Below are 20,510 nucleotides of genomic sequence, written 5' to 3' on the forward strand. Positions count from 1 at the left end.
ATTCAACAGGCTAGATTTCAGCGGTTTCTCTTAAGCCCCGTGGTAACTATAATGCGGGTCGAAATTTCTTCCACGGAGTAAGCGGTCGTATTCAGGAATGGAATGCGCTCCCTCCGGTACATAAGCTCAATCTCTTCAATTTCATGCATGCATTGCTGAATCGAGGCGTAGCGTGAATTCGGCCTCCGCTCATTACGAATGGTGGCCAGTCTTTCTGGTTCAATTGTCAGTCCAAAAATCTTTTCCTTGTGCGGCCGCAGAGCATTGGGCATCTGTTGGTCTGACAGGTCGTCTTCAGTGATCGGGTAGTTGGCGGCTTTTACGCCATACTGAAGTGCCAGGTACAGGCAGGTTGGGGTTTTTCCGCTACGGGACGCACCAACCAGAATCAGGTCTGCTTCATCGTAATGTCGTGTACGTGCACCATCATCGTTATCCAGAGCAAAGTTCACCGCGGCGATACGTCGCTCATAAACCCCTTCGTTATTGATAGAGTGGGATTTGCCGACAGAGTAGGACGACGAAGATTGGAGTTCAGCCTCGAGCGGTTTAAGGAAAGTCCCGAATATATCTATCATGAAGCCCTGCGCATCAGAGATAACCTCTCGAATGGAGCTATCGAGGATCGTATCAAAGACCAGTGGGCGGGCACCGTCGGTTTCCGCTGCACTGTTAATGCGCTTGACCATGTCCCGGGCTTTCTCAACATCGTCTATGTAAGGTACGGTAACCCGTTCAAAATCAATTTTATCGAATTGGGCCAGAAGGCTGTGCCCAAGAGCCTCGGCGGTAATGCCGGTGCCGTCTGAAATGAAGAAGGCTGTGCGTTTCATGATGTTTTTCCGGGTCCGTGTCAGGAGAAATGTCGGGGCGCATTTGTCAGGGGCTCCCAGCAACGTACAGTGTACTTTCTCAGGGGCTCCCTAGGTAAATTCCGAAGGTTACAGTATCATACACGGCAAGTTAGAGACTCCGCAGTGGTTGTTGTCCGCTTTTTACGCTTGCCGCCGCTGGCACGGTTTTATTCTTCAGTACACAGATTCGAGGGAGACGCGCTTTGGAAGATTACATAATCTGGTTTGATCACCTGGGAATGTCCGATGTTGACCGGGTAGGCGGTAAAAACGCCTCCCTCGGTGAAATGATCAGTAATCTCGCCAATGCAGGTGTAACCGTTCCTGGCGGTTTTGCTACCACTTCCCATGCCTATCGTGAGTTTCTCGCTAAGGATGGTTTGAAGGACAAAATTGATAACCTCCTTGATACGCTTGATGTAAATGATGTGAACGAACTTGCCCGCGTAGGGGCAAAAATCCGCCAGTGGATAATTGATACGCCGTTTCCGGATGCGTTGGAAGAGTCTCTCAAGGAAGCTTACGTACAAATGCAGGACGGTAATGAGAGTATGGCGGTAGCCGTGCGCTCGTCTGCAACCGCTGAAGATCTGCCGGACGCCTCGTTTGCTGGCCAGCAGGAAACCTTCCTGAACGTGGTTGGCCTGGAGCAGGTTCGTACCTCGGTCAAGGAGGTGTTTGCGTCACTGTTTAACGATCGTGCTATTTCCTACCGCGTCCATCACGGCTTTGATCACAAGCTTGTAGCCTTGTCTGCCGGCATTCAGAAGATGGTACGCAGTGAAACTGCAGCCAGTGGCGTAATGTTTACGCTGGATACAGAGTCTGGCTTCCGTGATGTGGTGTTCATCACTGGTTCTTATGGCCTTGGTGAAACGGTAGTGCAGGGTGCGGTAAACCCGGACGAGTTCTACGTTCACAAGCCCACACTGGCCGCAGGCAGGCCCGCTGTTCTGCGCCGTAACCTGGGTAGTAAAGCCATCAAAATGGTTTATCACTCAGAGCCGGACACGGGCCAGCTTGTAGAGACCATTAAGGTAGATCCGGAAGAGCGCGGTCGGTTCTGCATTACGGATGCAGAAGTTGAAGAGCTGGCCAAGCAGGCCATGATCATCGAGAAACATTATCAGAGGCCCATGGATATCGAATGGGCCAAAGATGGCGACGACGGAAAAATCTACATCGTGCAGGCTCGGCCGGAGACGGTTAAAAGCCGGGCGTCTGCAAACGTGATGGAGCGTTACCTGCTCAATGAAACCGGTACGGTGCTGGTGGAAGGCCGTAGCATTGGTCACAAAATCGGTGCAGGCCCTGTCAAAATTATTACCAGCATCAAGGAAATGGATCTGGTGCAGGATGGCGATGTGCTGGTAACGGATATGACAGATCCGGACTGGGAGCCTGTTATGAAACGGGCTTCTGCCATTATTACAGATCGCGGTGGCCGTACTTGTCACGCAGCCATTATTGCCAGGGAGATGGGTATACCAGCGGTTGTAGGCTGTGGGGATGCCACCGAAGTACTGACGAACGGGCAGGAAGTAACAGTTTCGTGCGCTGAAGGCGACACGGGGCTGATTTACGAAGGTGCACTGGACTTTGAGCTGCGTGAAAATACCGTAGATTCCATGCCCAATATACCGTTCAAGATCATGATGAACGTGGGCAACCCGGATCGTGCCTTCGATTTCCAGTCGCTGCCCAATGAAGGCGTTGGCCTTGCACGCCTCGAGTTTATTATTAACCGTATGATTGGTGTGCATCCCAAAGCGCTTCTTAATTTTGACAGTCTGCCCCGGGATATAAAGCAGACTGTAGAAAAGCGTATTTCCGGTTATAGCTCACCCGTTGATTTTTATGTAGATAAGCTGGTGGAAGGAATCTCTACCCTGGCCGCTGCTTTCTCACCCAAGAAGGTCATCGTGCGCTTGTCTGATTTTAAATCCAATGAGTACGCCAATTTGATTGGTGGCACTTTGTACGAGCCAGACGAAGAAAACCCGATGTTGGGTTTCCGTGGGGCATCTCGCTACATCTCTGAAACTTTCCGTGATTGTTTCGAACTGGAGTGCCGCGCGCTCAAGAGAGTGCGCAATGAAATGGGGCTGACCAACGTAGAAATTATGGTGCCCTTCGTGCGCACCGTGGGTGAAGCAGAGCAAGTGGTCAAGTTGCTGGCTGAAAACGGTCTTAAGCGCGGCGAGAATGGCCTGCGGGTGATCATGATGTGTGAGCTGCCGGGCAACGCATTGCTGGCGGAAAGGTTTCTTGAGCACTTTGATGGTTTCTCTATCGGCTCCAACGACTTGACCCAGCTTACGCTTGGGTTGGATCGTGACTCGGGTATTATTGCGCACCTGTTCGACGAGCGGGATGAAGCCGTCAAGATTCTTTTGTCCAGTGCCATCCAGGCCTGCAAAAAGGCAGGTAAGTACATTGGCATCTGTGGTCAGGGGCCATCTGATCACCCGGATCTTGCAAAATGGCTGATGGATCAGGGTATTGATACCGTATCTCTTAACCCGGATTCGGTGCTGGATACCTGGTTCTTCCTCGCAGACGAAAAAATCGACTGACTGTTTCTTGCACTTACTTTGGCAATTAAGGAGAGCAATAAGGTGACAACGATTATTACTCCGGATTTGTGTGATGAGTTTCCGGAAGTTGAGGTGGCAGCACCCGGCTTCAATAACTATGGCGGAATCAAGGCCTTCGGTGGCGAAATCGTCACTGTAAAGTGCTTTGAAGACAACTCTGTAGTTAAGGAGCAGGTTGGCCTGCCTGGTAAGGGGCGTGTGATGGTGGTAGATGGTGGCGGCTCAATGCGCCATGCGCTGCTTGGCGATATGCTGGCTGAGAAGGCCGCCAGTAATGGCTGGGCAGGCTTAATCATTTACGGCTGTGTGCGGGATGTTGATGAGATCGGGAAAACGGATCTGGGGGTGCAGGCGCTGGCTACCTATCCCCGGAAAAGTGAAAAGCGCGGTCTTGGCGACCTGGATGTGCCAGTAACGTTCCACGGCGTGACCTTCCGTCCAGGCCACTACGTGTATGCTGACAACAACGGCATCATCGTGTCAGAGAAATCCCTGGTATAGCGCCAGGGGAGTGCGCCTAGCGGGTGACTTCGCTGATGTTGGCCCCCAGCAGAAAGCCGTCACCCTCAGGTTCGCAACGGATAACCTCGCATATTGTTTCCAGTGGAGGGAACTGATCGTTGCTCGGGTGTAGCACCGTGCTCAGTTCCTCTCCGACGGCTACGGGGTCTCGGACAAGCAATTGCATGCCCGTAGCACTGAGATCTCTGCAAATTCCAGCAAACGTTCTTCCTTTGCTATCAGTGATCTCTATTTCTGACTCAACCTGCATGCGATGAAAATCGCGCTTCTCCGAATAGTCCTTCATATAATTCACGCCCAGTTATCAGTTTTTCTTGTGGGTTTGAGCATCGGTATAAGCAGAGCCAGAAGAACACCTCCAAGTACAAGGCCGGCACCAACCAGCATGAAATCAGATTCCTTGCCGGCTTCCAGCCGCTCGTTCTCAGCGGTTAGTACTTCCAGGTCGTTGCGCAGCTTCTGATTCTCCTCCAGTAGCTCACGATTTCGGCGAGCCAGATTGATTGAATCTGAAGCTATGCTTTTGATACGTCTGAGTTCCTGCTGCAATTCCTCTGTCTGGGTCGAGAGCGTCGATTCTGCCGAACTCAATGTGTCCCGCTCACTGGAAACGTCCTTCAGCTGCCCTTTCAGTGAGGCCAGTTCTGTTTGCGCCTGCTCGAGTTGACGGCTGACGGTTTTCAGTCTGTCCGCTGCGATGGGCGTTTCACTGAGGTATTGGGTAGAAACCCAACCGTCATTGCCTTTTGGTGTACGTACTCGAGTATAGCCGGAATCAGAAACGTCGATAACTTCCAAAGCCGTGCCGCTGGGTACGGCGTTTTCAATGATGCGGAACTGGGTGCCGGCGCCCGAACGAACAGGTAGGTAGAGTTGATCATCAACCCAGACGGTTTTCGCCTGAGCCATGGCTATGGATGACAATACAAATAAAGCACTGATGGCAAGGCGAAAAAGCGTCACTGGCAAGGTTCCCACAATGTTCGGTTTAAAAACTCGTTAATATTAAAGCCGCAATTTTGTCACAGATATGCGGTGGTTCAAGCGAGCTGTCATTACAATAAGCTCATGGAATTCTATTGGTAGCGTCAGGGTAGAACTACTTTAAATGGTTTAACCGTTACTCTGCTGTAAACGCCTGCGTCCATATAAGGATCGTTGGCCGCCCAAGCCTCAGCTGCCGCCAGGGAGTCAAACTCCGCTATCACGAGGCTACCTGAGAAGCCGGCTTCGCCGGGATCTGGGGTGTCTATAGCCGGGTGAGGCCCGGCAACGAGAAGTCGGCCTTCTTTCTTCAACTGTTGCAGACGTTCAATATGAGCAGGCCTTGCGCTCTTGCGCAGGGCAAGGCTGTTATCAACATCTTCACTGATAATGGCGTAATACATGGGGTCTCCGATTCCTTGAGGGCCTGCAAAGTGACGCATGGAGTTGCGGGGCTGGTACACTGTATGTTCCGGTCAGCATAATCTGGCCTGAACCTGTGTGTTGCCATTCACTTCGTTATTTATTTCACTTGGAAATTTTTGTGACTATACCGCAAGACCCTGTTTTGTGCATTGATCTGCATTGTCATAGCACCGCGTCAGATGGGGCGCTCTCACCCACGGAGCTATTGGTTCGTGCTGCAGAGAACAAGGTTACGCATCTTGCTCTTACGGATCACGATACGATTAGCGGCCTTGCTGAAGCCCAGGTTGCAGCAGACGCCAATGGAGTGGTGTTGATTTCTGGTATCGAGCTTTCCTGCTTGTGGCGAAGTCGCACGATACACATCGTCGGGTTGGACTTTGATATCAACAACAGCGAATTTCTCGCGGCGTTAAAGCAGCAAAACCGTAACCGTTGGGCCAGAGCCGCGATGATTACTGACCGGCTGAGCAAACTTGCCATTCCGGACTTGCTTGAGCGTGCCACTACAGAAGCTGGCGGTGATGTGCCTGGGCGGCCACACTTTGCACGGGTGATGGTGGAGTCAGGTGTGGTGAAAAATGCTGCACAGGCGTTCAAGCGCCATCTGGGGGCGGGTAAAGTGGGTGATGTAAAGGCCTACTGGCCAGAATTGACGGAAGTTGTGCAATGGATCAATTCAGCGGGAGGGGTTGCGGTACTGGCTCATCCCAGAAAGTATCAGCTGACTGCAACGAAGTTGCGGGAACTGACGGCCGATTTTCGCCGTGCCGGGGGGCAGTCCATTGAAGTGAGCACATCGGGGCAATCCAGTGGTGACCTTGGGTTTTTAACCGAGTTATGTATGCGGGAGAAGCTTCTGGCGTCTCAGGGTAGTGATTTTCACTTTCCCGGTGCGCCTTGGTGTGAGCTGGGGCGGATAATGAAAATGCCAGACGGGCTGGAGCCAGTCTGGCATCATTTCAAGCAGGTTCCTGGCGCCCACGCACCGGATTAATCCGGTGCGTGGAACAGCAGGTAAAGATCAGTCAGCGAGTCAGGAATAGCATCTGCCATCTGACCTGACAGCTTTTCACTGCTGCGAACGTTTTGGAAGTCTTCGTCATCAAACAGTCCTGACAGTGTCAGCATGGGCACCATCAGGTCGGCTGTCTCTTCTTCGCTTGCGGCGTCCAGCCACTCATCTTCATGCTCCAGGAAGGTGTCCACAAAACCTGCACACCAGTTTTCCAGTGCATTCATCGGGTCACCGTCTTCCGGTTCCGGAAGTTCAATAGCCTGGCCCATATCGAGGGCTTTGGTCATGTCTCCCGCCAGTTGCCCAACGCACTGGCGGAAGGTTTCCGGAATTCCGCCGCCGGGTGTGTCATCGGTACCCGTCACGAGCCGGAAAACGGTTTCCACGCTCAGTTTGGCTGGCCCGACGACACTGGCGCAGACCACGCCATGAAAGCCGAAGAAGTCCAGGGCGTCGTCGCCCCAAGGCTCTGCGAACAGTATGTCTTCCAGTGCTTCGATGTCGGAATTGGACAGCATCGGTTAGTTTTCCTCGGATTTTTTGGCTGCTTCGGCCGCTCGTTGGCGCTTGCGCACTTCACGAGGGTCGTTGTATGCGCGCCCGGGGGTTACTGGAATGCCAGTATCAGCCACCGGCGTGGCTGCTGCCGGAGCAGGTTTGCTCTGTTCTGGCGCGGGCTTATCTGCCGGTGCCTTCCCTACAGACTTGTCCTCAGCTTCTGCAGGCTTATCCTCAGCGGCAGCTTTGGCTTTGCTTCTGGCGGGCGCTGATCTTGGCTTTCGAGCCGGAGCTGCTTCGCTTTCAGGAGCGGCAGGCTCAGCCTTTGCAGGGGGTGTTTCTTTAGTCTGCTTGGCTGAAGGCTCTTTGGTCTCGTTAGCTAAGGGCTCTTTAGCCTCTTTAGCCGAAGGCTCTTTAATTTCTTTAGCAGATGGCTCTTCGGCTTTAGCGGAAGACGCTTCTGCAGCTCTTACTGTGGGCTCGGCTGTTGCTGAGGGCTTCTGTTCGGTCTCTGCAGCAGGCTTTTGCGCTGGCTCAGTTGTGGGCTTGCTGGCAGGCTCAGGGGTGCGCTCACTAGCGCTCTGGGCCTCAGGCTCCTTAGCCTTAGGGGCAGGAGATGCCTTGCTCGCCTCGGTTGTCGCTTCAGGTGTATCAACTTTAGGCTTTGCAGCAGGTACTTCGGGCTTTTCAGCTGCCAAATCTTTAGCTGGAACTTGAGGCTTTTTCGCCTGCTCCGGTTGCTTTTGCTCGGCTTGCTGAGCTCCAGGTGCATCGGTAGTAACGTGAGCATTGGCCTTTGCAGGCACAGCTGCGGCTGCTGTTTTTACATCAGCGTTGTCGTTACCTGCTTCAGGCTGAGTGTCCTTCTGATGCCGCTCATTGCGGGTGTTCTTGCGGGCAGCCGGTGTAGATGCCGGGTTCTCGGAAGGTGAGCCATCCCGATTACGGGGGCGGCGTGGCTTACGACGGCTATCGTCAGAGCTGGACTTTTCAGTAGGGGCCTTTTGTGGGGCGTCTTGCTGAACCGTGTCTTTTTGATCACCGTTATTTTTAGCTTCACGCTGCGGGCGATTGCGGTTTTGACCACGGTTCTGGCCATCTTTTCGGTTGTCCCGACGGTTATCGCCACCGCGACTTTCACCATATCTGTTGTCAGAGCCCTTGGTGTCGGTGTCAGCAGCCTGACGATTCTGATTGGGACGGGCCTGGTCGTCGTTGCGGTTGCGGCCGCGCGAGCGGTTTTCGTCACCGCGGTTCGACTGGTTGTTGCCTTGACGGCGCTCGTTAGGCTTGCGGTTGGTTCCGCCAGCGTTTTGGCTATCGCGGGCAACACGTGTTTTACGCCGATCTTGCCGAGCCTGGTTGCGCTGATCTTCGCGGTTAGCGTTTGCCTTGGCTTTGCCTTTGCCGCTGACTTCGCTCTGAGACTCTTCTTCACCGCTAAAGAAGCACGCAATCTTGCGGCCTATTCTGCGGAACAGGCCATCGTCTTGCTCTGCTGACGCTTGGGCGGCAGCTGCTTGCGGGGCTGCTGCGGTCGGAACAGGAGCCCTTGGGCGAATAGCCCTTATGGCAGCCTGTTCGCGAGCAGGTTTGTCCGCTGCTGGCGTTTCAAAGACTTCTTCTTCGCGCTCGCTGTATTCCTGAGCTACCTGGTGGCTCGACACATGCTCCGGAGCTGCTTCGTCGTCGCGCATACGCAGGATTTCAAAGTGCGGTGTTTCCATATGGGGAACCGGCACAATAACAATGTTCACTTCCTGGCGGGCTTCAATATCGGCAAGCTGCTTGCGCTTTTCGTTAAGCAGGAATGTGGCCACAGAAACCGGCACTATAGCTCGCACCTCTCCGGTCTTGTCCTTGGATGACTCTTCGTAGATAAGGCGCATTATGCTCAACGCCAGGGATTCGATGCCACGGATCGTGCCTTGGCCTTCACAGCGCGGGCAGACTTCACTGCGGGTTTCTTCCAGAGAAGGGCGCAGCCGTTGGCGTGACATCTCCAGCAGTCCGAAGCGTGAGATCTTGCCAACCTGAACACGGGCACGGTCGATTTCCAGGGCTTCGCGCATTTTCTGCTCGACTTCGCGCTGGTGTCTGGCTGGGGTCATGTCGATAAAGTCGATGACGATCAGGCCGCCCATGTCTCGCAAGCGGAGCTGGCGTGCAATTTCTTCGGCTGCTTCCAGGTTAGTCTGGTAAGCGGTCTCTTCGATATCCTGGCCCTTGGTGGCACGGGATGAGTTGATGTCGATGGAAACCAGAGCTTCTGTTGGATCGATAACAATAGAGCCGCCAGAGGGGAGCTTTACCTCACGCTGGAATGCGGTCTCAATCTGGCCTTCAATTTGATACCGGCTGAACAAAGGGATTTCGTCCTTGTACAGCTTGATCTTGTTCTCGAAGGTTGGCATTACTGCGCGAACGAAGTTAAGCACGTCTTCGTAAACGCCTTCCGAGTCGATCAGTACCTCTCCGATATCCTGGCGCAGGTAATCGCGAACAGCACGGATGATAACGTTGCTTTCCTGATGAATCAGGAAGGGTGCCTTGCGCTCACCGGCGGCCTGGGTAATGGCTTCCCAGAATTGCACCAGGTAGTCGAGATCCCACTGAAGCTCTTCAGACGTGCGGCCGATGCCTGCGGTGCGCACGATAATGCCCATGGACTTGGGCACCTGAACGCTGTTCATGGCATCTTTCAGCTGCGCGCGCTCTTCCCCTTCAATGCGGCGGGAGATACCACCTGCACGAGGGTTGTTGGGCATCAACACAAGATAGCGGCCGGCAAGGGAGATAAAGGTTGTCAGTGCGGCACCTTTGTTACCACGCTCTTCTTTATCAACCTGAACAATGACTTCCTGACCTTCAGCAACCACTTCCTTGATGTTCACCTTGCCTTCAATCTGGCCTGGTGACTTTTTGAAGTAATCCCGGGAGATTTCTTTTAATGGCAAAAAGCCATGGCGGTCTGCACCGAAGTCTACAAATGCGGCTTCCAGGCTCGGCTCTACGCGGGTAATTCGCCCCTTGTAGATGTTGGCCTTTTTCTGCTCACGGGAGCTGGATTCGATATCGAGGTCAAACAGACGCTGGCCGTCAACCAGGGCGACGCGCAACTCTTCTGGGTGAGTTGCATTGATGAGCATTCTTTTCATGGAAAGAGGTTATTCCTGTCAGTAAATTTTGACAGAAAACCATAGGGCGTCGCATCTGCGAAGCAGGGATATGCGTGCCGCTGGCCCTGTTACATCAGGGGGTGAGCGGCGGACAGACGAATCATTCCCTTCCGGGGTATGATCCCGTTGATCTGAGACCACCGCTGACAATCCGCCTACCTAATGGCAGAGAAGAGTCGTATAGGGTTCGTGTCTGTTGGCGCATATAATCCGTTTTCTAGTTCACACAAGTGCCTGGGTCTCACGTCGTATTCGTAAGCTGGACGGCCCGGCCTTGCGTGGCAGTGATTCTTCGCGATATCGCCCGGCGGTTTTCCGCGCGGTTTCAGTTTCTCCGGTGTCAGCTCGCCGTTTCTTTTTACGGGTCTGCTCTGACACTCCGGAAGCATTTCTTACGCCGTGCCCGATAGTGATTGGGCGTCCGGCGTTCAAACTCTTGAATAGTGTCGGTATACTCTTCTGCCGCTCCGGCTTCTGACTAGAGTAGGTCAGGCCGTAGACAAACGACAGATCACGCCGGAATATAACAGTATTCAAAGAACCGTTCAATCCTGCTTTTGTCGCCAGTTTTACCACCCGTGAAAGGAACCTTATGTCCCGCAAAACTGCTACCGGAAAGCCCGCTAAATCCCGGGTGAGAAAGTCGGCGCCTCATCCGGTGTCTCGCGAAGACAGCAAGCAGGCTAGCCCTGGCCCGCAAGTGGTGCAGCAGGGGGTTGTATGGGTAACGGTAGATGAGGATAACCATGGTCAGCGCGTGGATAATTTTTTGTTGGCGCAGCTTCGTGGGGTGCCCAGAAGCATCATTTATCGCATCGTGCGCAAAGGCGAGGTGCGAATTAATAAGGGCAGGGTGAAGCCGGATACCCGTCTTGTGACGGGCGATCAGGTGCGTATCCCACCGGTTATACGGAAAGAAAAAGTGCCGCAAGCTGCTCCAGGTAGTCGGGTGCAGAGTGTCGTAGAGGCTGCGGTAGTGTTCGAGAACGACCAGATGCTGGTGGTTAATAAGCCATCTGGAATAGCAGTGCACGGTGGTAGTGGTCTCAGTTTCGGGTTGATTGAGGTGCTGCGGTCAGCTCGGCCGGAGGCGCGCTTCCTCGAATTGGTGCATCGCTTGGACAGGGATACTTCCGGTCTGGTTATGGTTGCCAAGAAACGCTCAGCTTTGCGTTTTTTGCAAGATGAACTTCGGCAAAGGCGCATTCGCAAGCAGTACCATGCACTGGTTGCCGGGGATTGGCCGGATAAGCTTAGTCGTGTTGAAGAGCCTTTGTTGCGCTATGAAATGCCTAATGGGGAGCGTCGGGTCAGGGTGGATGAAGCTGGCAAGGCCTCATTGACAACCTTTCGTTGTTTGGAGCGCTACAAAGGGTACAGTCTGGTGGAGGCCTCGCCCATTACTGGTCGAACCCATCAGATTCGCGTTCACAGTTTGTGTTCCGGTCATCCGATAGCGGGTGATGACAAGTATATGGATGATGTAAGTCTCAAAGCGTTTCGGGCGGTTGGTGGGCAGCGTTTAATGTTGCACGCCAGAGCACTCGAATTCTCCCTGCCTGTTACCGGGGAGGCGGTTCGGTTTGAGGCACCTTATGATGATGTATTCAGTCACGTGCTAGGCAGGCTTGAAGTGCGTGCGACGGGAGCAGATTAATGGATGTGAAAGCGGTTATCTTCGATTGGGATGGAACCTTGGTGGATTCCGTAGACCATATTGCCGAGAGCCTGCACCAGGCAGCCACAGATCTCGGGTACCCGGCGCTGGAGCGAGAGGCATACCGGGACATAATTGGTTTGGGCATGGTTGAGGCTTTGGAGCGGCTTTATCCGGGGCTTGGTCGCGACGAGATAACAAGCATACGAGAAGGGTATGCGAATTATTTCTTTCGTAAAATAACAACGCCGCAGAATCTTTTTGAAGGTATGGCGGATGTCGTACTGGATCTTCAGAGTTCTGGTCGCGGGTGTTCGGTAGCAACTGGCAAAAGTCGCAGAGGGCTTGAGCCCGCGCTGGTTTCCAGTGGGTTGGGGCCGCATTTTGATATTACCCGCTGCGCCGATGAAACCCGATCCAAGCCAGATCCGCGCATGCTGGAAGAGATTTTGCTTTTTTATGGCATCAAACCTGCCGAAGCCGTCATGATCGGCGATACCCGCTATGACCTGGAAATGGCGCAGCGAATCGGTATGCCCTCTATTGGTGTGGAGTGGGGTGTGCACAAGCGCGACGTGCTTGGTGATTATGCGCCTCACGCGATTGTAGATACTGTTGCGGACCTTCGCGACGTACTTGGTTTGTAGGTTGGCCTTGGTAAATTTATTTCTGACAGGAAACGTTCATGAGTGACTGGGATTCCGATAAAGCGCCTGAGTGGGGAGATAAACCTGCCGAGCAAGGTGCGTTGCGACGCAAGCCAAACCTGCCGCCGGAGACAGGGCGCGACTGGAAGTTGATAGAAAAGCTGGTGATGTCATTGCAGTCTGAGCAGCGTCGTAGCCGGCGCTGGGGTATCTTTTTCAAGTTCCTTACCTTTGCTTACCTGTTTGCACTGTTGGCGATTGTTTGGTCACCGCTCGGTGGGAGCTTGGAGGCAACAACTGGCGAGCATACAGCGGTTGTCGAAATTAGCGGGCCAATTTCTGCTGATGAGATCGCCAGTGCCGACAATATTGTTGGCTCGTTGCGATCAGCATTTGAGCAGGAGAATGCTGTGGCGGTGATATTACGTATTAATAGTCCGGGAGGGAGTCCTGTTCAGTCCGGTTATATTTACGACGAGATCAAACGCCTCAGGGGCGAGCACCCGGAGAAGAAAATCTATGCGGTGATCTCGGATATCGGTGCGTCCGGCGCTTATTATATTGCGGCAGCGGCTGATGAAATCTACGCAAACCGCGCCAGCCTTGTAGGCTCTATTGGTGTTGTAGCTGGCGGTTTCGGGTTTACAGGTGCTATGGATAAGCTGGGTGTTGAGCGTAGGCTTTATACATCAGGCGATAACAAGGCGTTCCTGGATCCGTTTTCCCCAGAGCAAGAAGGGGAGGTGGCCTTCTGGCAAAGCGTGCTCGAGAACACGCATCAGCAATTTATAGAGGCTGTAAAGAAAGGGCGCGGAGACCGCCTTGCGGACGATGAGCGGCTGTTTAGTGGGTTGGTTTGGAGTGGAGAGCAGGCTCTTGAGCTTGGGCTGATTGATGGGCTGGGAAGCACCTCCTATGTTGCCAGGCAGATTGTTGGTCAGGAAGACTTGGTCGATTACAGTCGCCGCAAAGGGGCGCTGCGAGATCTTGTGGATCAGCTTGGTGTCTCTTTTGGTCAGGGCATTGCTTCGCAACTCGTGGAGTCTCGACTGGAATTACGCTAATAGCGGGCGGGAGAGGTTGCTAGGGCTCCATTAGCGGATTTCTGTCCCAGGCTATCAGCATTTCATTGAGCGCGATAAGTGGGAGGCCGACAAGGCTGTTCGGGTCTCTGCCTTGCAGTTCTCGGAAAAGGCTTATGCCCAGGCCTTCCATTTTAAAGCTGCCCGCGCAGTCGTAAGGTTCTTCTTTGTGCAGGTATGCGTCGATCTCCCGGGTCGTCAGATCGCGAAAATGTACGGTAAATTGCTCACAATAAGTTTGTAGATTTCCGGAGTCGACGTCCAGAAGCGCAAGCCCGGTATGGAAGTTGACGCTTTTGCTACTGCACTGCTCCAGTTGCTGGAAGGCAGTTGAGTAATTTCCGGGTTTATTTAACAGGGTGCCGTTGGGTAGGGCGGCAACTTGATCCGAGCCAATAATCCAATGTCCTGGGTAACTGGAAGCCAAGGCGATGGATTTACTTTCGGCTAAGCGTGTCGCCAGGGTAACGGGATCTTCTCCTGGTACTGGTGATTCGTTAATATTCGGACTTGCACAGCTGAAGGGCAGCCCGAGCCGGGCTAGAAGCTCCCGGCGATAAGGGGAAGAAGACGCCAGCAGCAGGTGTTTCCGGGGCATGAGTCGGTGCTCCTTCGATAATTTTGGGCCAATTTCTGTGCCCGTATCGTAAAATACACCTACGAAAACGGAAAGCCCTTGGCAAAAGCGGACGAAGTCTTTGACAGCAGCGAGCTTCGCCCCTAGAATTGCGCGCCTATGTCAAATGCGTCTAGTGCCGAATTACCGAAAATAGTCGACCCATATAAGTTGGCGGAGCACAACAGCGTACTGGAGGGAGAAATTCCTCTCAGTGCATTGTCTCGTTTCCGTGAAGCTGTTTTTGGGTTTGAAGATGGTGCTGTCTGTCGCGTAAAGCTGTCCTTTTATAAGGATAGCGAGCGTCGCCGCATCGTCTCGGGTGAGTTGGAGGTTCCGGTAAATCTGGAGTGCCAGCGTTGCATGGGGCCTATGAAATCTGTGTTGGTTTCTCAGTTCGTACTTGGGCTGGTGACCAGTGATGAGCAGGCCCAAGGTTTGCCTAAAGACCTTGAACCTTTTCTGACTGATGATTTCAGTGCGGATTTGTGGTCGATGACAGAGGACGAGTTGCTGTTGGTTTTGGCGCCGTACCCTCTTCACGATCGGGGCGAATGCCCGGCTAACGAAGACCTGAAAGCTTATGAGCCAGATGGTTCTTCTGCAAAACCTGAGAAGAAGGCAGGCGAAAACCCGTTCAGTGTGCTGGCGGGGCTCAAGAATACAAAGCATTAATCAGGGCGTGGGCATCTATAATGGGCGCCGGCGCAATCAAACGAACATACGTTATTCGTAACCCTATTCAAGTAAAGTTTACGTTAACAGGTCAGGAGTAGAACCATGGCTGTACAGAAGAACCGTAAGACTCGTTCCAAGCGTGGCATGCGTCGTGCCCACGATGCCCTGAGCACTGCAGCTCTGAGCACTGATTCAACAACGGGTGAAGTTCATCGCCGTCACCACGTATCTCCAGACGGGTTTTACCGTGGCAAGCAGGTAATCGAAGCTAACGACGAGTAATCTCGTTGTATAGCCGCGCAAACCTCAATCGAGTGGGCAAGCGGTGAATCCGGTTACCATAGCGGTTGACGCCATGAGTGGCGATCGAGGCCCGGCAGTGGTAGTAGCTGCGGCCCTCGAAGCGGTGTGTGAAAACAAAGCCTTGAGCTTCATTCTGGTGGGAATCCGGAGTGAGCTTGAGGCTTTGTTGCATGAGGGGCACCCACGAATTCGTATTGTTGAAGCTGCAGACGTTGTGCGCATGAACGAGCGCCCGTCCCATGCGTTGCGGCATAAAAAAAACTCGTCCATGGCAATTGCCTTGAGGCTGGTGCGTGATGGCGAGGCTCAGGGGTGTGTCAGTGCGGGGAATACCGGGGCCTTGATGGCATTTGGTCGTTCCATTATCCGTATGTATCCGGGCATTGAACGCCCTGCAATCACCAAACTTATCCCCTCGCTACGGGGGCGCTGCCATGTTCTGGATCTTGGCGCCAACGTTGATTCCAGTGCGGAAAACCTCTACCAATATGCCCTGATGGGCTCACTGATGGCATCGGCAATCTGCAGTCAGGGCGAGCCTCGAGTGGCGCTGTTGAACGTTGGCGAGGAGGAGATAAAAGGCAACGAGCAAGTTCGCCTTGCCTCTCACATGCTCGCCCAATGCGACTCCATTAACTATATCGGCTACGTGGAAGGCAGTGATCTGTTTCGTGATGTTGCGGATGTAGTGGTTTGTGATGGCTTTGTGGGTAATATCGCGCTGAAAACGGGCGAGGGTGTCGCCGGGTTGCTTATTGAGTTGATGGAGCAGGCATTTACCCGCACTCTTTACGGCCGTTTTGTAGGTCTTCTCGCACGTCCTATCATCGGTAGGCTTCTCCGTTTGATGGATCCTTCGCGGCACAATGGTGCCAGCCTTCTTGGCCTTCAGGGCGTGGTTATAAAAAGCCACGGCAACGCCAATGAACGGGCCATGCTTGCGGCCATTCGCCAAGCCGTTCTTGAGGTTGAACTCGAGGTCCCCAGGCGCATTAATGAGCGTCTCGATGATTTGATGCTTTGAGTAGCCCTCTGCCTCTGGCTCCTTGAAAAAGAGCTTGTTTGAAATCATTCGGTTTATTCGCGCAAAATCCAGCCAACTTGTACTATTGGCTAATCTCCTGAAACTCCCAATGACGATAAGATCCCGCTTATGAAATCAGCCTTTATATTTCCCGGACAGGGTTCCCAGTCGGTTGGCATGCTATCCATAGCTGCCGAATCTTGGCCCATGATTAACAAAACCTTTGCAGAAGCCTCGAATGTGCTGGGCTACGACTTGTGGCATCTTTGCCAGAAAGGGCCGGCAGAAGAGCTCAATCAGACCATGATTACCCAGCCCGCGATGCTGACTGCAAGCGTCGCACTATGGCGTGAGTGGTTTGTTGCCGGCGGGCCGCGGCCCGATTTTCTGGCGGGGCACAGTCTGGGTGAGTACAGTGCGCTGGTAGCTGCTGAAAGCCTTGATTTTGTAGAAGCTGTGAAATTGGTGCGCCTGCGTGGTGAACTGATGCAAGAGGCCGTTCCTGCTGGCGAAGGCAAAATGGCGGCTATTCTTGGTCTGGAGGACGCCGATGTTGTTGCGGCCTGTGAAGAAGCTGCGAATGGCGATGTGGTGGCAGCGGTTAATTTTAACGCGCCCGGCCAGGTTGTCATTGCCGGCTCAGTTGCCGCGGTTGATCGGGCTATTGAAGCCTGTAAAGCCAGGGGCGCGCGTAAGGCTATGCCTTTGCCGGTCAGCGTTCCTTCGCACTGTGCTTTAATGAAGGGCGCAGCTGAAGAGCTGGGTCAGGCTCTGGATGAGGTTCGTTTTAACGATGCTGTCATCCCGGTTATACAGAATGTTAACGCTGCAGCGGTTACAGATTCAGCTACACTAAAGGCAAATCTGTTGAAGCAGTTGTATTCTCCGGTATTGTGGACGGATTCGGTTCGCACACTGGTGGGGAATGACGTTAAGGTTGCCCTTGAGTGTGGCACTGGCAAAGTGCTTGCAGGGCTGGCCAAGCGAATTGACCGGGGGCTCGCCGTTCATGGCATCGAAGACCCCGAGGCGTTGGCTGCTGCACTTGCGGCATTTGAACCGTCTTGATGTTTAATGGAGTTGTGCATGTCTCTGGAAGGTAAAACAGCACTGGTAACCGGTGCTACTCGCGGAATCGGAAAAGCTATTGCTCTGGCGCTCGCAAAGCAGGGTGCAGAGGTTGTCGGCACTGCCACAACCGCAGAGGGGGCAGCAACTATTACCGAAAACCTCCAGGCGGCTGGTGCAAACGGTTATGGCATCGTGATGAACGTCGCGAATGCCGAAAGCATTGAAGCTGGCCTGAAAGAAATAGCCAATAGATCTGCGGCACCTCTGATTTTGGTCAATAATGCTGGCATCACCCGTGATAACCTGCTGATGCGGCTGAAAGACGATGATTGGGCGGCGGTTCTCGAAACCAACCTCTCAAGCGTGTACCGTACGACTAAAGCTGTGTTGCGAGGCATGGCGAAGGCACGTTGGGGGCGCGTTATCAACGTAAGCTCTGTGGTTGCCAGTATGGGCAATGCCGGGCAGAGCAATTACTGTGCAGCAAAAGCCGGCGTTGAGGGGTTTACCCGCAGCCTTGCTAAAGAAATGTCGAATCGTGGCATCACAGCGAATTGTGTAGCCCCTGGATTTATCGACACAGATATGACAAAAAAACTGGACGACAAGCAGCGTGAAGCTATGCTGGAAATCATACCCGCGGGTCGTTTGGGGGAGCCGGAAGAGGTGGCAGCGCTTGTTGCTTTCCTGGCATCGGATGTTGCCGGTTACGTGACTGGGGAAACCATTCATGTGAACGGCGGAATGTACATGGGATAAGCTCCAGCATCGGAGCTCGTGCGCAACTCGTTGTCGCGCAACATGTTTAACCGGATCCCTGCTTGTTTGCAGGTAGGGTTTACACTAAACTGGCAGCACTTGAGTTGCTTGGTAGATACACAATAAGTGAGGACATTATGAGTACAGTTGAAGAGCGCGTTAAGAAGATCGTTTGTGAACAGCTGGGCGTTAAAGAGTCCGAAGTTCAGAACTCATCTTCTTTTGTAGAGGATCTTGGCGCTGACTCACTGGACACCGTTGAGCTGGTGATGGCACTGGAAGAGGAATTTGAAACTGAAATTCCTGATGAAGAAGCCGAGAAGCTGGCCAGTGTTCAGGACGCGATCGACTACATCGTCGCGCATACCTGATACTCTGCATTGTAGTTAGCCAGGCGAAAAGCCGTCCTTGTCATTCAGTGAGGGACGGCTTTTTTATTGCCTAAAAATGACCCGAAATGCGGGTTCATTCAGCAACACTGACGCATGAAATGACCAGGTGAGCGCAGTTATGAGTAAACGACGGGTTGTTATCACGGGCATGGGGATGTTGTCTCCACTGGGAAACGATGTAGCGACGTCCTGGGAGGCTGTTCTTGCCGGGCGAAGCGGGATCGGCATGATCGACCGTTTTGATACGTCCGGGTATGGCACCCGCATTGGTGGTGCAATCAAAAACCTGGATCTGGAGTCCTATCTCTCGACAAAAGAAGCCAGAAAACTGGACGCGTTTATTCACTACGGCCTGATTGCCGCTCAGCAAGCTGTCGATGACAGCGGGCTTGCAGAATATGCAGCGCTGGATAAGGATCGAGTTGGTATTGCTATCGGCTCAGGTATTGGCGGGCTTGAGTATATCGAAAAGAGCGTGCTGACAATGGAAAAGTCTGGCCCGCGCAAAGTGTCGCCGTTCTTTGTTCCCGCATCGGTGATCAACATGATCTCCGGTAATGCCGCCATTCGCTTCGGGTACCGAGGCCCGAACATTGCCATAGTGACCGCCTGCACTACCGGTACTCATAACATTGGATACGCTGCCCGCACCATTGCTTACGGCGATGCCGATGTCATGCTTGCAGGTGGTTCTGAAATGGCAACAACGCGTACAGGCGTTGCGGCCTTCTCGTCCGCCCGCGCACTTTCAACCCGTAATGACGAGCCGGAAAAAGCCAGTCGCCCATGGGATCGGGATCGCGACGGTTTTGTACTGAGTGACGGTGCCGGGGTTCTTGTGATGGAAGAGTTGGAGCACGCCAAAAAGCGTGGTGCGACCATTTACGGCGAGCTGGTGGGTTTTGGTATGAGTGATGATGCTCACCATATTACCGCGCCGCCGGAAGATGGCGAGGGCGCTGCCCGCTCGATGGACAATGCGCTGAGAGACGCAGGCCTGAAACCGGAAGATGTTGATTACATCAACGCCCATGGCACTTCAACGCAGGTCGGCGATGTGGCAGAGATTGCAGCCGCCAAGCGGGTATTTGGTGCACACGCAGGCCGACTGGCAATGAGCAGCACCAAGTCCATGACAGGGCACTTGCTCGGCGCAGCCGGTGCGGTTGAAGCTATATTTTCCTTGCTTGCTATACGTGATGGCGTACTGCCGCCCACGATCAATCTGGATAATCCCGATGAAGGTTGCGATCTGGATTTGGTGCCTAATACCTGCCGAAAATCTGATGTTCGCGTGGCTTTATCCAACTCGTTTGGCTTTGGTGGAACCAACGGCACCTTGATTATGCGCCGCTACGAAGGCTAAGGGGCCATGTTCAACCTGTACTGGGCGGATGAAAGAGGACTCCCCGCGGGTGACCGGGGTGCGTCATACGGTGATGGCCTTTTCGAGACCGTAAGAATGCATGGTGATCGGGGAGTGCTTTTATCTCGCCACTTGGATCGCATGGTTCGTGATGCGGGCAGGCTGGGGATTCCCATTGCGCTTACGGATCTTCGCAAAGCCTGCACAGCAGCTATCGATCGCTATCTGGAACGTTTCGGCAAAGCCGACGCAGAGGGTGGCTGGGTGCTCAAGCTGATGCTTACCCGAGGCGAAGGTGGCCGTGGCTACCAGCCAAGTGTTGGAGCCCGGCCAAACCTGATGGTGTCCGCTGGCCCCATGCCTGTATTACCGGCAAGCTCAGGTGTTATCGCTGACTTTTCCCGAGTACCGCTCACCGTTAACCCTCTGCTTGCTGGCATCAAATCCCTGAACCGACTCGAACAGGTTATGGCAGCCAGAGAAATTAACGGGGAGCTGTATGAGGTCATCATGGCTGACAGTGCCGGTAGTCTGGTTGAAGGGACTCGCACCAATTTGCTTCTCAAAGCGCCTGATGGCTGGGTAACGCCTCCATTAAAAAGCCTTGCTGTTGCCGGTATCATGCGACAGTGGGTGCTGGAACGGCTGCGTGCGCGGGGAGAGTCCGTCTTCGAGCGCTCGGTGAGCATCGCAGATAGTATGGGATCCCACTGTCAGGGCCTTTTCCTCCTGAATAGCGTTGTAGGAGTGGTTCCTGTGCGGCGGCTTGCCGGCCAGGATTTGCCTGTAGATGACGGAGTTGCGACAATCTTCAATCCTCTCGAAATGCTGGAATAA

22 protein-coding genes are annotated in these 20,510 nt (G+C 53.6%); 14 read left to right on the forward strand and 8 right to left on the reverse strand.

Features of this window, described 5'->3' with window-relative positions; genetic code table 11:
• Positions 1-17: 17 nt before the first annotated feature.
• Complete coding sequence (gene ppsR, locus RG807_RS00725) at positions 18-833, reverse strand: posphoenolpyruvate synthetase regulatory kinase/phosphorylase PpsR (protein WP_309043136.1); 816 nt, start codon at positions 831-833, stop codon at positions 18-20.
• Between the two features lie 224 nt (positions 834-1,057).
• Here ppsR and ppsA point away from each other — a divergent pair, with 224 nt between their 5' ends.
• Both ppsA and rraA read left to right on the forward strand, forming a co-directional pair.
• The gene (gene ppsA, locus RG807_RS00730; protein ID WP_298447869.1) at positions 1,058-3,430 is read left to right on the forward strand and encodes a phosphoenolpyruvate synthase; all 2,373 of its coding nucleotides are present in this window, start codon (positions 1,058-1,060) and stop codon (positions 3,428-3,430) included.
• A 42-nt stretch (positions 3,431-3,472) separates the two neighbouring features.
• Entirely contained in the window at positions 3,473-3,952 is a 480-nt protein-coding gene (gene rraA, locus RG807_RS00735) for a ribonuclease E activity regulator RraA (RefSeq protein WP_309043137.1), read from the forward strand.
• 16 nt (positions 3,953-3,968) lie between these two features.
• On the opposite strand, the gene RG807_RS00740 is transcribed toward rraA, so the two are convergent.
• From RG807_RS00740 to RG807_RS00750, 3 genes are all read right to left on the reverse strand, one after another.
• Positions 3,969-4,259 carry a PilZ domain-containing protein gene (locus RG807_RS00740; RefSeq protein WP_309043138.1) on the reverse strand — a complete coding sequence of 97 codons (291 nt, stop codon included), beginning with the start codon at positions 4,257-4,259 and terminating at the stop codon, positions 3,969-3,971.
• A gap of 5 nt (positions 4,260-4,264) precedes the next feature.
• The gene (locus RG807_RS00745; RefSeq protein ID WP_309043139.1) at positions 4,265-4,936 is read right to left on the reverse strand and encodes a TIGR04211 family SH3 domain-containing protein; all 672 of its coding nucleotides are present in this window, start codon (positions 4,934-4,936) and stop codon (positions 4,265-4,267) included.
• 125 nt (positions 4,937-5,061) lie between these two features.
• The gene (locus RG807_RS00750; RefSeq protein ID WP_309043478.1) at positions 5,062-5,361 is read right to left on the reverse strand and encodes a YciI family protein; all 300 of its coding nucleotides are present in this window, start codon (positions 5,359-5,361) and stop codon (positions 5,062-5,064) included.
• Positions 5,362-5,501: 140 nt separating this feature from the next.
• Between RG807_RS00750 and RG807_RS00755 the strand changes: the two genes are divergently transcribed.
• Positions 5,502-6,380, forward strand: a complete 879-nt coding sequence (locus RG807_RS00755) for a PHP domain-containing protein (RefSeq protein WP_309043140.1) — start codon at positions 5,502-5,504, stop codon at positions 6,378-6,380.
• Here RG807_RS00755 and RG807_RS00760 read toward each other — a convergent pair.
• The 3 genes from RG807_RS00760 to RG807_RS00770 form a co-directional block, all read right to left on the reverse strand.
• Positions 6,377-6,919 carry a YecA/YgfB family protein gene (locus tag RG807_RS00760; protein ID WP_309043141.1) on the reverse strand — a complete coding sequence of 181 codons (543 nt, stop codon included), beginning with the start codon at positions 6,917-6,919 and terminating at the stop codon, positions 6,377-6,379. The two genes, RG807_RS00755 and RG807_RS00760, sit on opposite strands and share 4 nt — an antisense overlap.
• Positions 6,920-6,922: 3 nt before the next feature.
• On the reverse strand, positions 6,923-10,057 hold the full coding sequence (gene rne, locus RG807_RS00765; RefSeq protein WP_309043142.1) for a ribonuclease E: 3,135 nt from the start codon (positions 10,055-10,057) through the stop codon (positions 6,923-6,925).
• Between the two features lie 243 nt (positions 10,058-10,300).
• Positions 10,301-10,615 carry a hypothetical protein gene (locus RG807_RS00770; RefSeq protein WP_298447853.1) on the reverse strand — a complete coding sequence of 105 codons (315 nt, stop codon included), beginning with the start codon at positions 10,613-10,615 and terminating at the stop codon, positions 10,301-10,303.
• A gap of 55 nt (positions 10,616-10,670) precedes the next feature.
• Between RG807_RS00770 and rluC the strand changes: the two genes are divergently transcribed.
• Genes rluC through RG807_RS00785 form a run of 3 tightly spaced genes read left to right on the forward strand, consistent with a single transcriptional unit; the run spans position 10,671 to position 13,446 of the window.
• Positions 10,671-11,735, forward strand: coding sequence for a 23S rRNA pseudouridine(955/2504/2580) synthase RluC (rluC, locus tag RG807_RS00775; protein WP_309043143.1), 1,065 nt, complete (start codon positions 10,671-10,673; stop codon positions 11,733-11,735).
• Complete coding sequence (locus tag RG807_RS00780; protein ID WP_309043144.1) at positions 11,735-12,382, forward strand: HAD family hydrolase; 648 nt, start codon at positions 11,735-11,737, stop codon at positions 12,380-12,382. Before rluC ends, RG807_RS00780 begins: the two co-directional genes overlap by 1 nt.
• 38 nt (positions 12,383-12,420) lie before the next feature.
• The gene (locus tag RG807_RS00785) at positions 12,421-13,446 is read left to right on the forward strand and encodes a S49 family peptidase (protein WP_309043145.1); all 1,026 of its coding nucleotides are present in this window, start codon (positions 12,421-12,423) and stop codon (positions 13,444-13,446) included.
• A gap of 19 nt (positions 13,447-13,465) precedes the next feature.
• Here the strand turns inward: RG807_RS00785 and RG807_RS00790 are convergent, their stop codons facing one another.
• A complete protein-coding gene (locus RG807_RS00790; protein ID WP_309043146.1) occupies positions 13,466-14,062 on the reverse strand; it encodes a Maf family protein in 597 nt (198 codons plus the stop codon).
• A gap of 138 nt (positions 14,063-14,200) precedes the next feature.
• Here RG807_RS00790 and RG807_RS00795 point away from each other — a divergent pair, with 138 nt between their 5' ends.
• From RG807_RS00795 to RG807_RS00830, 8 genes are all read left to right on the forward strand, one after another.
• Positions 14,201-14,755, forward strand: coding sequence for a YceD family protein (locus tag RG807_RS00795; protein WP_298447843.1), 555 nt, complete (start codon positions 14,201-14,203; stop codon positions 14,753-14,755).
• Between the two features lie 105 nt (positions 14,756-14,860).
• Complete coding sequence (gene rpmF / locus RG807_RS00800) at positions 14,861-15,040, forward strand: 50S ribosomal protein L32 (protein ID WP_298447841.1); 180 nt, start codon at positions 14,861-14,863, stop codon at positions 15,038-15,040.
• A 43-nt stretch (positions 15,041-15,083) separates the two neighbouring features.
• Positions 15,084-16,085: a phosphate acyltransferase PlsX gene (plsX, locus tag RG807_RS00805; RefSeq protein ID WP_298447839.1), complete on the forward strand. Its 1,002-nt coding sequence runs from the start codon at positions 15,084-15,086 to the stop codon at positions 16,083-16,085.
• Positions 16,086-16,214: 129 nt separating this feature from the next.
• On the forward strand, positions 16,215-17,153 hold the full coding sequence (gene fabD, locus RG807_RS00810) for an ACP S-malonyltransferase (RefSeq protein ID WP_309043147.1): 939 nt from the start codon (positions 16,215-16,217) through the stop codon (positions 17,151-17,153).
• Positions 17,154-17,171: 18 nt separating this feature from the next.
• Positions 17,172-17,915 carry a 3-oxoacyl-ACP reductase FabG gene (fabG, locus tag RG807_RS00815; RefSeq protein WP_309043149.1) on the forward strand — a complete coding sequence of 248 codons (744 nt, stop codon included), beginning with the start codon at positions 17,172-17,174 and terminating at the stop codon, positions 17,913-17,915.
• 137 nt (positions 17,916-18,052) lie between these two features.
• Entirely contained in the window at positions 18,053-18,286 is a 234-nt protein-coding gene (gene acpP / locus RG807_RS00820; RefSeq protein WP_012136033.1) for an acyl carrier protein, read from the forward strand.
• A gap of 139 nt (positions 18,287-18,425) precedes the next feature.
• Positions 18,426-19,673: a beta-ketoacyl-ACP synthase II gene (gene fabF, locus RG807_RS00825; protein ID WP_309043150.1), complete on the forward strand. Its 1,248-nt coding sequence runs from the start codon at positions 18,426-18,428 to the stop codon at positions 19,671-19,673.
• A 6-nt stretch (positions 19,674-19,679) separates the two neighbouring features.
• On the forward strand, positions 19,680-20,510 hold the full coding sequence (locus RG807_RS00830; RefSeq protein ID WP_309043152.1) for an aminotransferase class IV: 831 nt from the start codon (positions 19,680-19,682) through the stop codon (positions 20,508-20,510).

This window comes from Marinobacter sediminicola, assembly GCF_031157525.1.
GTDB lineage: Bacteria > Pseudomonadota > Gammaproteobacteria > Pseudomonadales > Oleiphilaceae > Marinobacter > Marinobacter sediminicola.

Excerpts from the sequence above, each read along its gene's own strand:
- fabG (WP_309043149.1), top strand. The coding sequence starts at position 17,172 with ATGTCTCTGGAAGGTAAAACAGCACTGGTAACCGGTGCTACTCGCGGA.
- RG807_RS00740 (WP_309043138.1), bottom strand. The coding sequence starts at position 4,259 with ATGAAGGACTATTCGGAGAAGCGCGATTTTCATCGCATGCAGGTTGAG.
- RG807_RS00785 (WP_309043145.1), top strand. The coding sequence starts at position 12,421 with ATGAGTGACTGGGATTCCGATAAAGCGCCTGAGTGGGGAGATAAACCT.
- ppsR (WP_309043136.1), bottom strand. The coding sequence starts at position 833 with ATGAAACGCACAGCCTTCTTCATTTCAGACGGCACCGGCATTACCGCC.
- rpmF (WP_298447841.1), top strand. The coding sequence starts at position 14,861 with ATGGCTGTACAGAAGAACCGTAAGACTCGTTCCAAGCGTGGCATGCGT.
- fabD (WP_309043147.1), top strand. The coding sequence starts at position 16,215 with ATGAAATCAGCCTTTATATTTCCCGGACAGGGTTCCCAGTCGGTTGGC.
- RG807_RS00760 (WP_309043141.1), bottom strand. The coding sequence starts at position 6,919 with ATGCTGTCCAATTCCGACATCGAAGCACTGGAAGACATACTGTTCGCA.
- RG807_RS00750 (WP_309043478.1), bottom strand. The coding sequence starts at position 5,361 with ATGTATTACGCCATTATCAGTGAAGATGTTGATAACAGCCTTGCCCTG.
- RG807_RS00830 (WP_309043152.1), top strand. The coding sequence starts at position 19,680 with ATGTTCAACCTGTACTGGGCGGATGAAAGAGGACTCCCCGCGGGTGAC.
- RG807_RS00780 (WP_309043144.1), top strand. The coding sequence starts at position 11,735 with ATGGATGTGAAAGCGGTTATCTTCGATTGGGATGGAACCTTGGTGGAT.
- acpP (WP_012136033.1), top strand. The coding sequence starts at position 18,053 with ATGAGTACAGTTGAAGAGCGCGTTAAGAAGATCGTTTGTGAACAGCTG.
- rne (WP_309043142.1), bottom strand. The coding sequence starts at position 10,057 with ATGAAAAGAATGCTCATCAATGCAACTCACCCAGAAGAGTTGCGCGTC.
- RG807_RS00795 (WP_298447843.1), top strand. The coding sequence starts at position 14,201 with ATGTCAAATGCGTCTAGTGCCGAATTACCGAAAATAGTCGACCCATAT.
- RG807_RS00790 (WP_309043146.1), bottom strand. The coding sequence starts at position 14,062 with ATGCCCCGGAAACACCTGCTGCTGGCGTCTTCTTCCCCTTATCGCCGG.
- rluC (WP_309043143.1), top strand. The coding sequence starts at position 10,671 with ATGTCCCGCAAAACTGCTACCGGAAAGCCCGCTAAATCCCGGGTGAGA.
- fabF (WP_309043150.1), top strand. The coding sequence starts at position 18,426 with ATGAGTAAACGACGGGTTGTTATCACGGGCATGGGGATGTTGTCTCCA.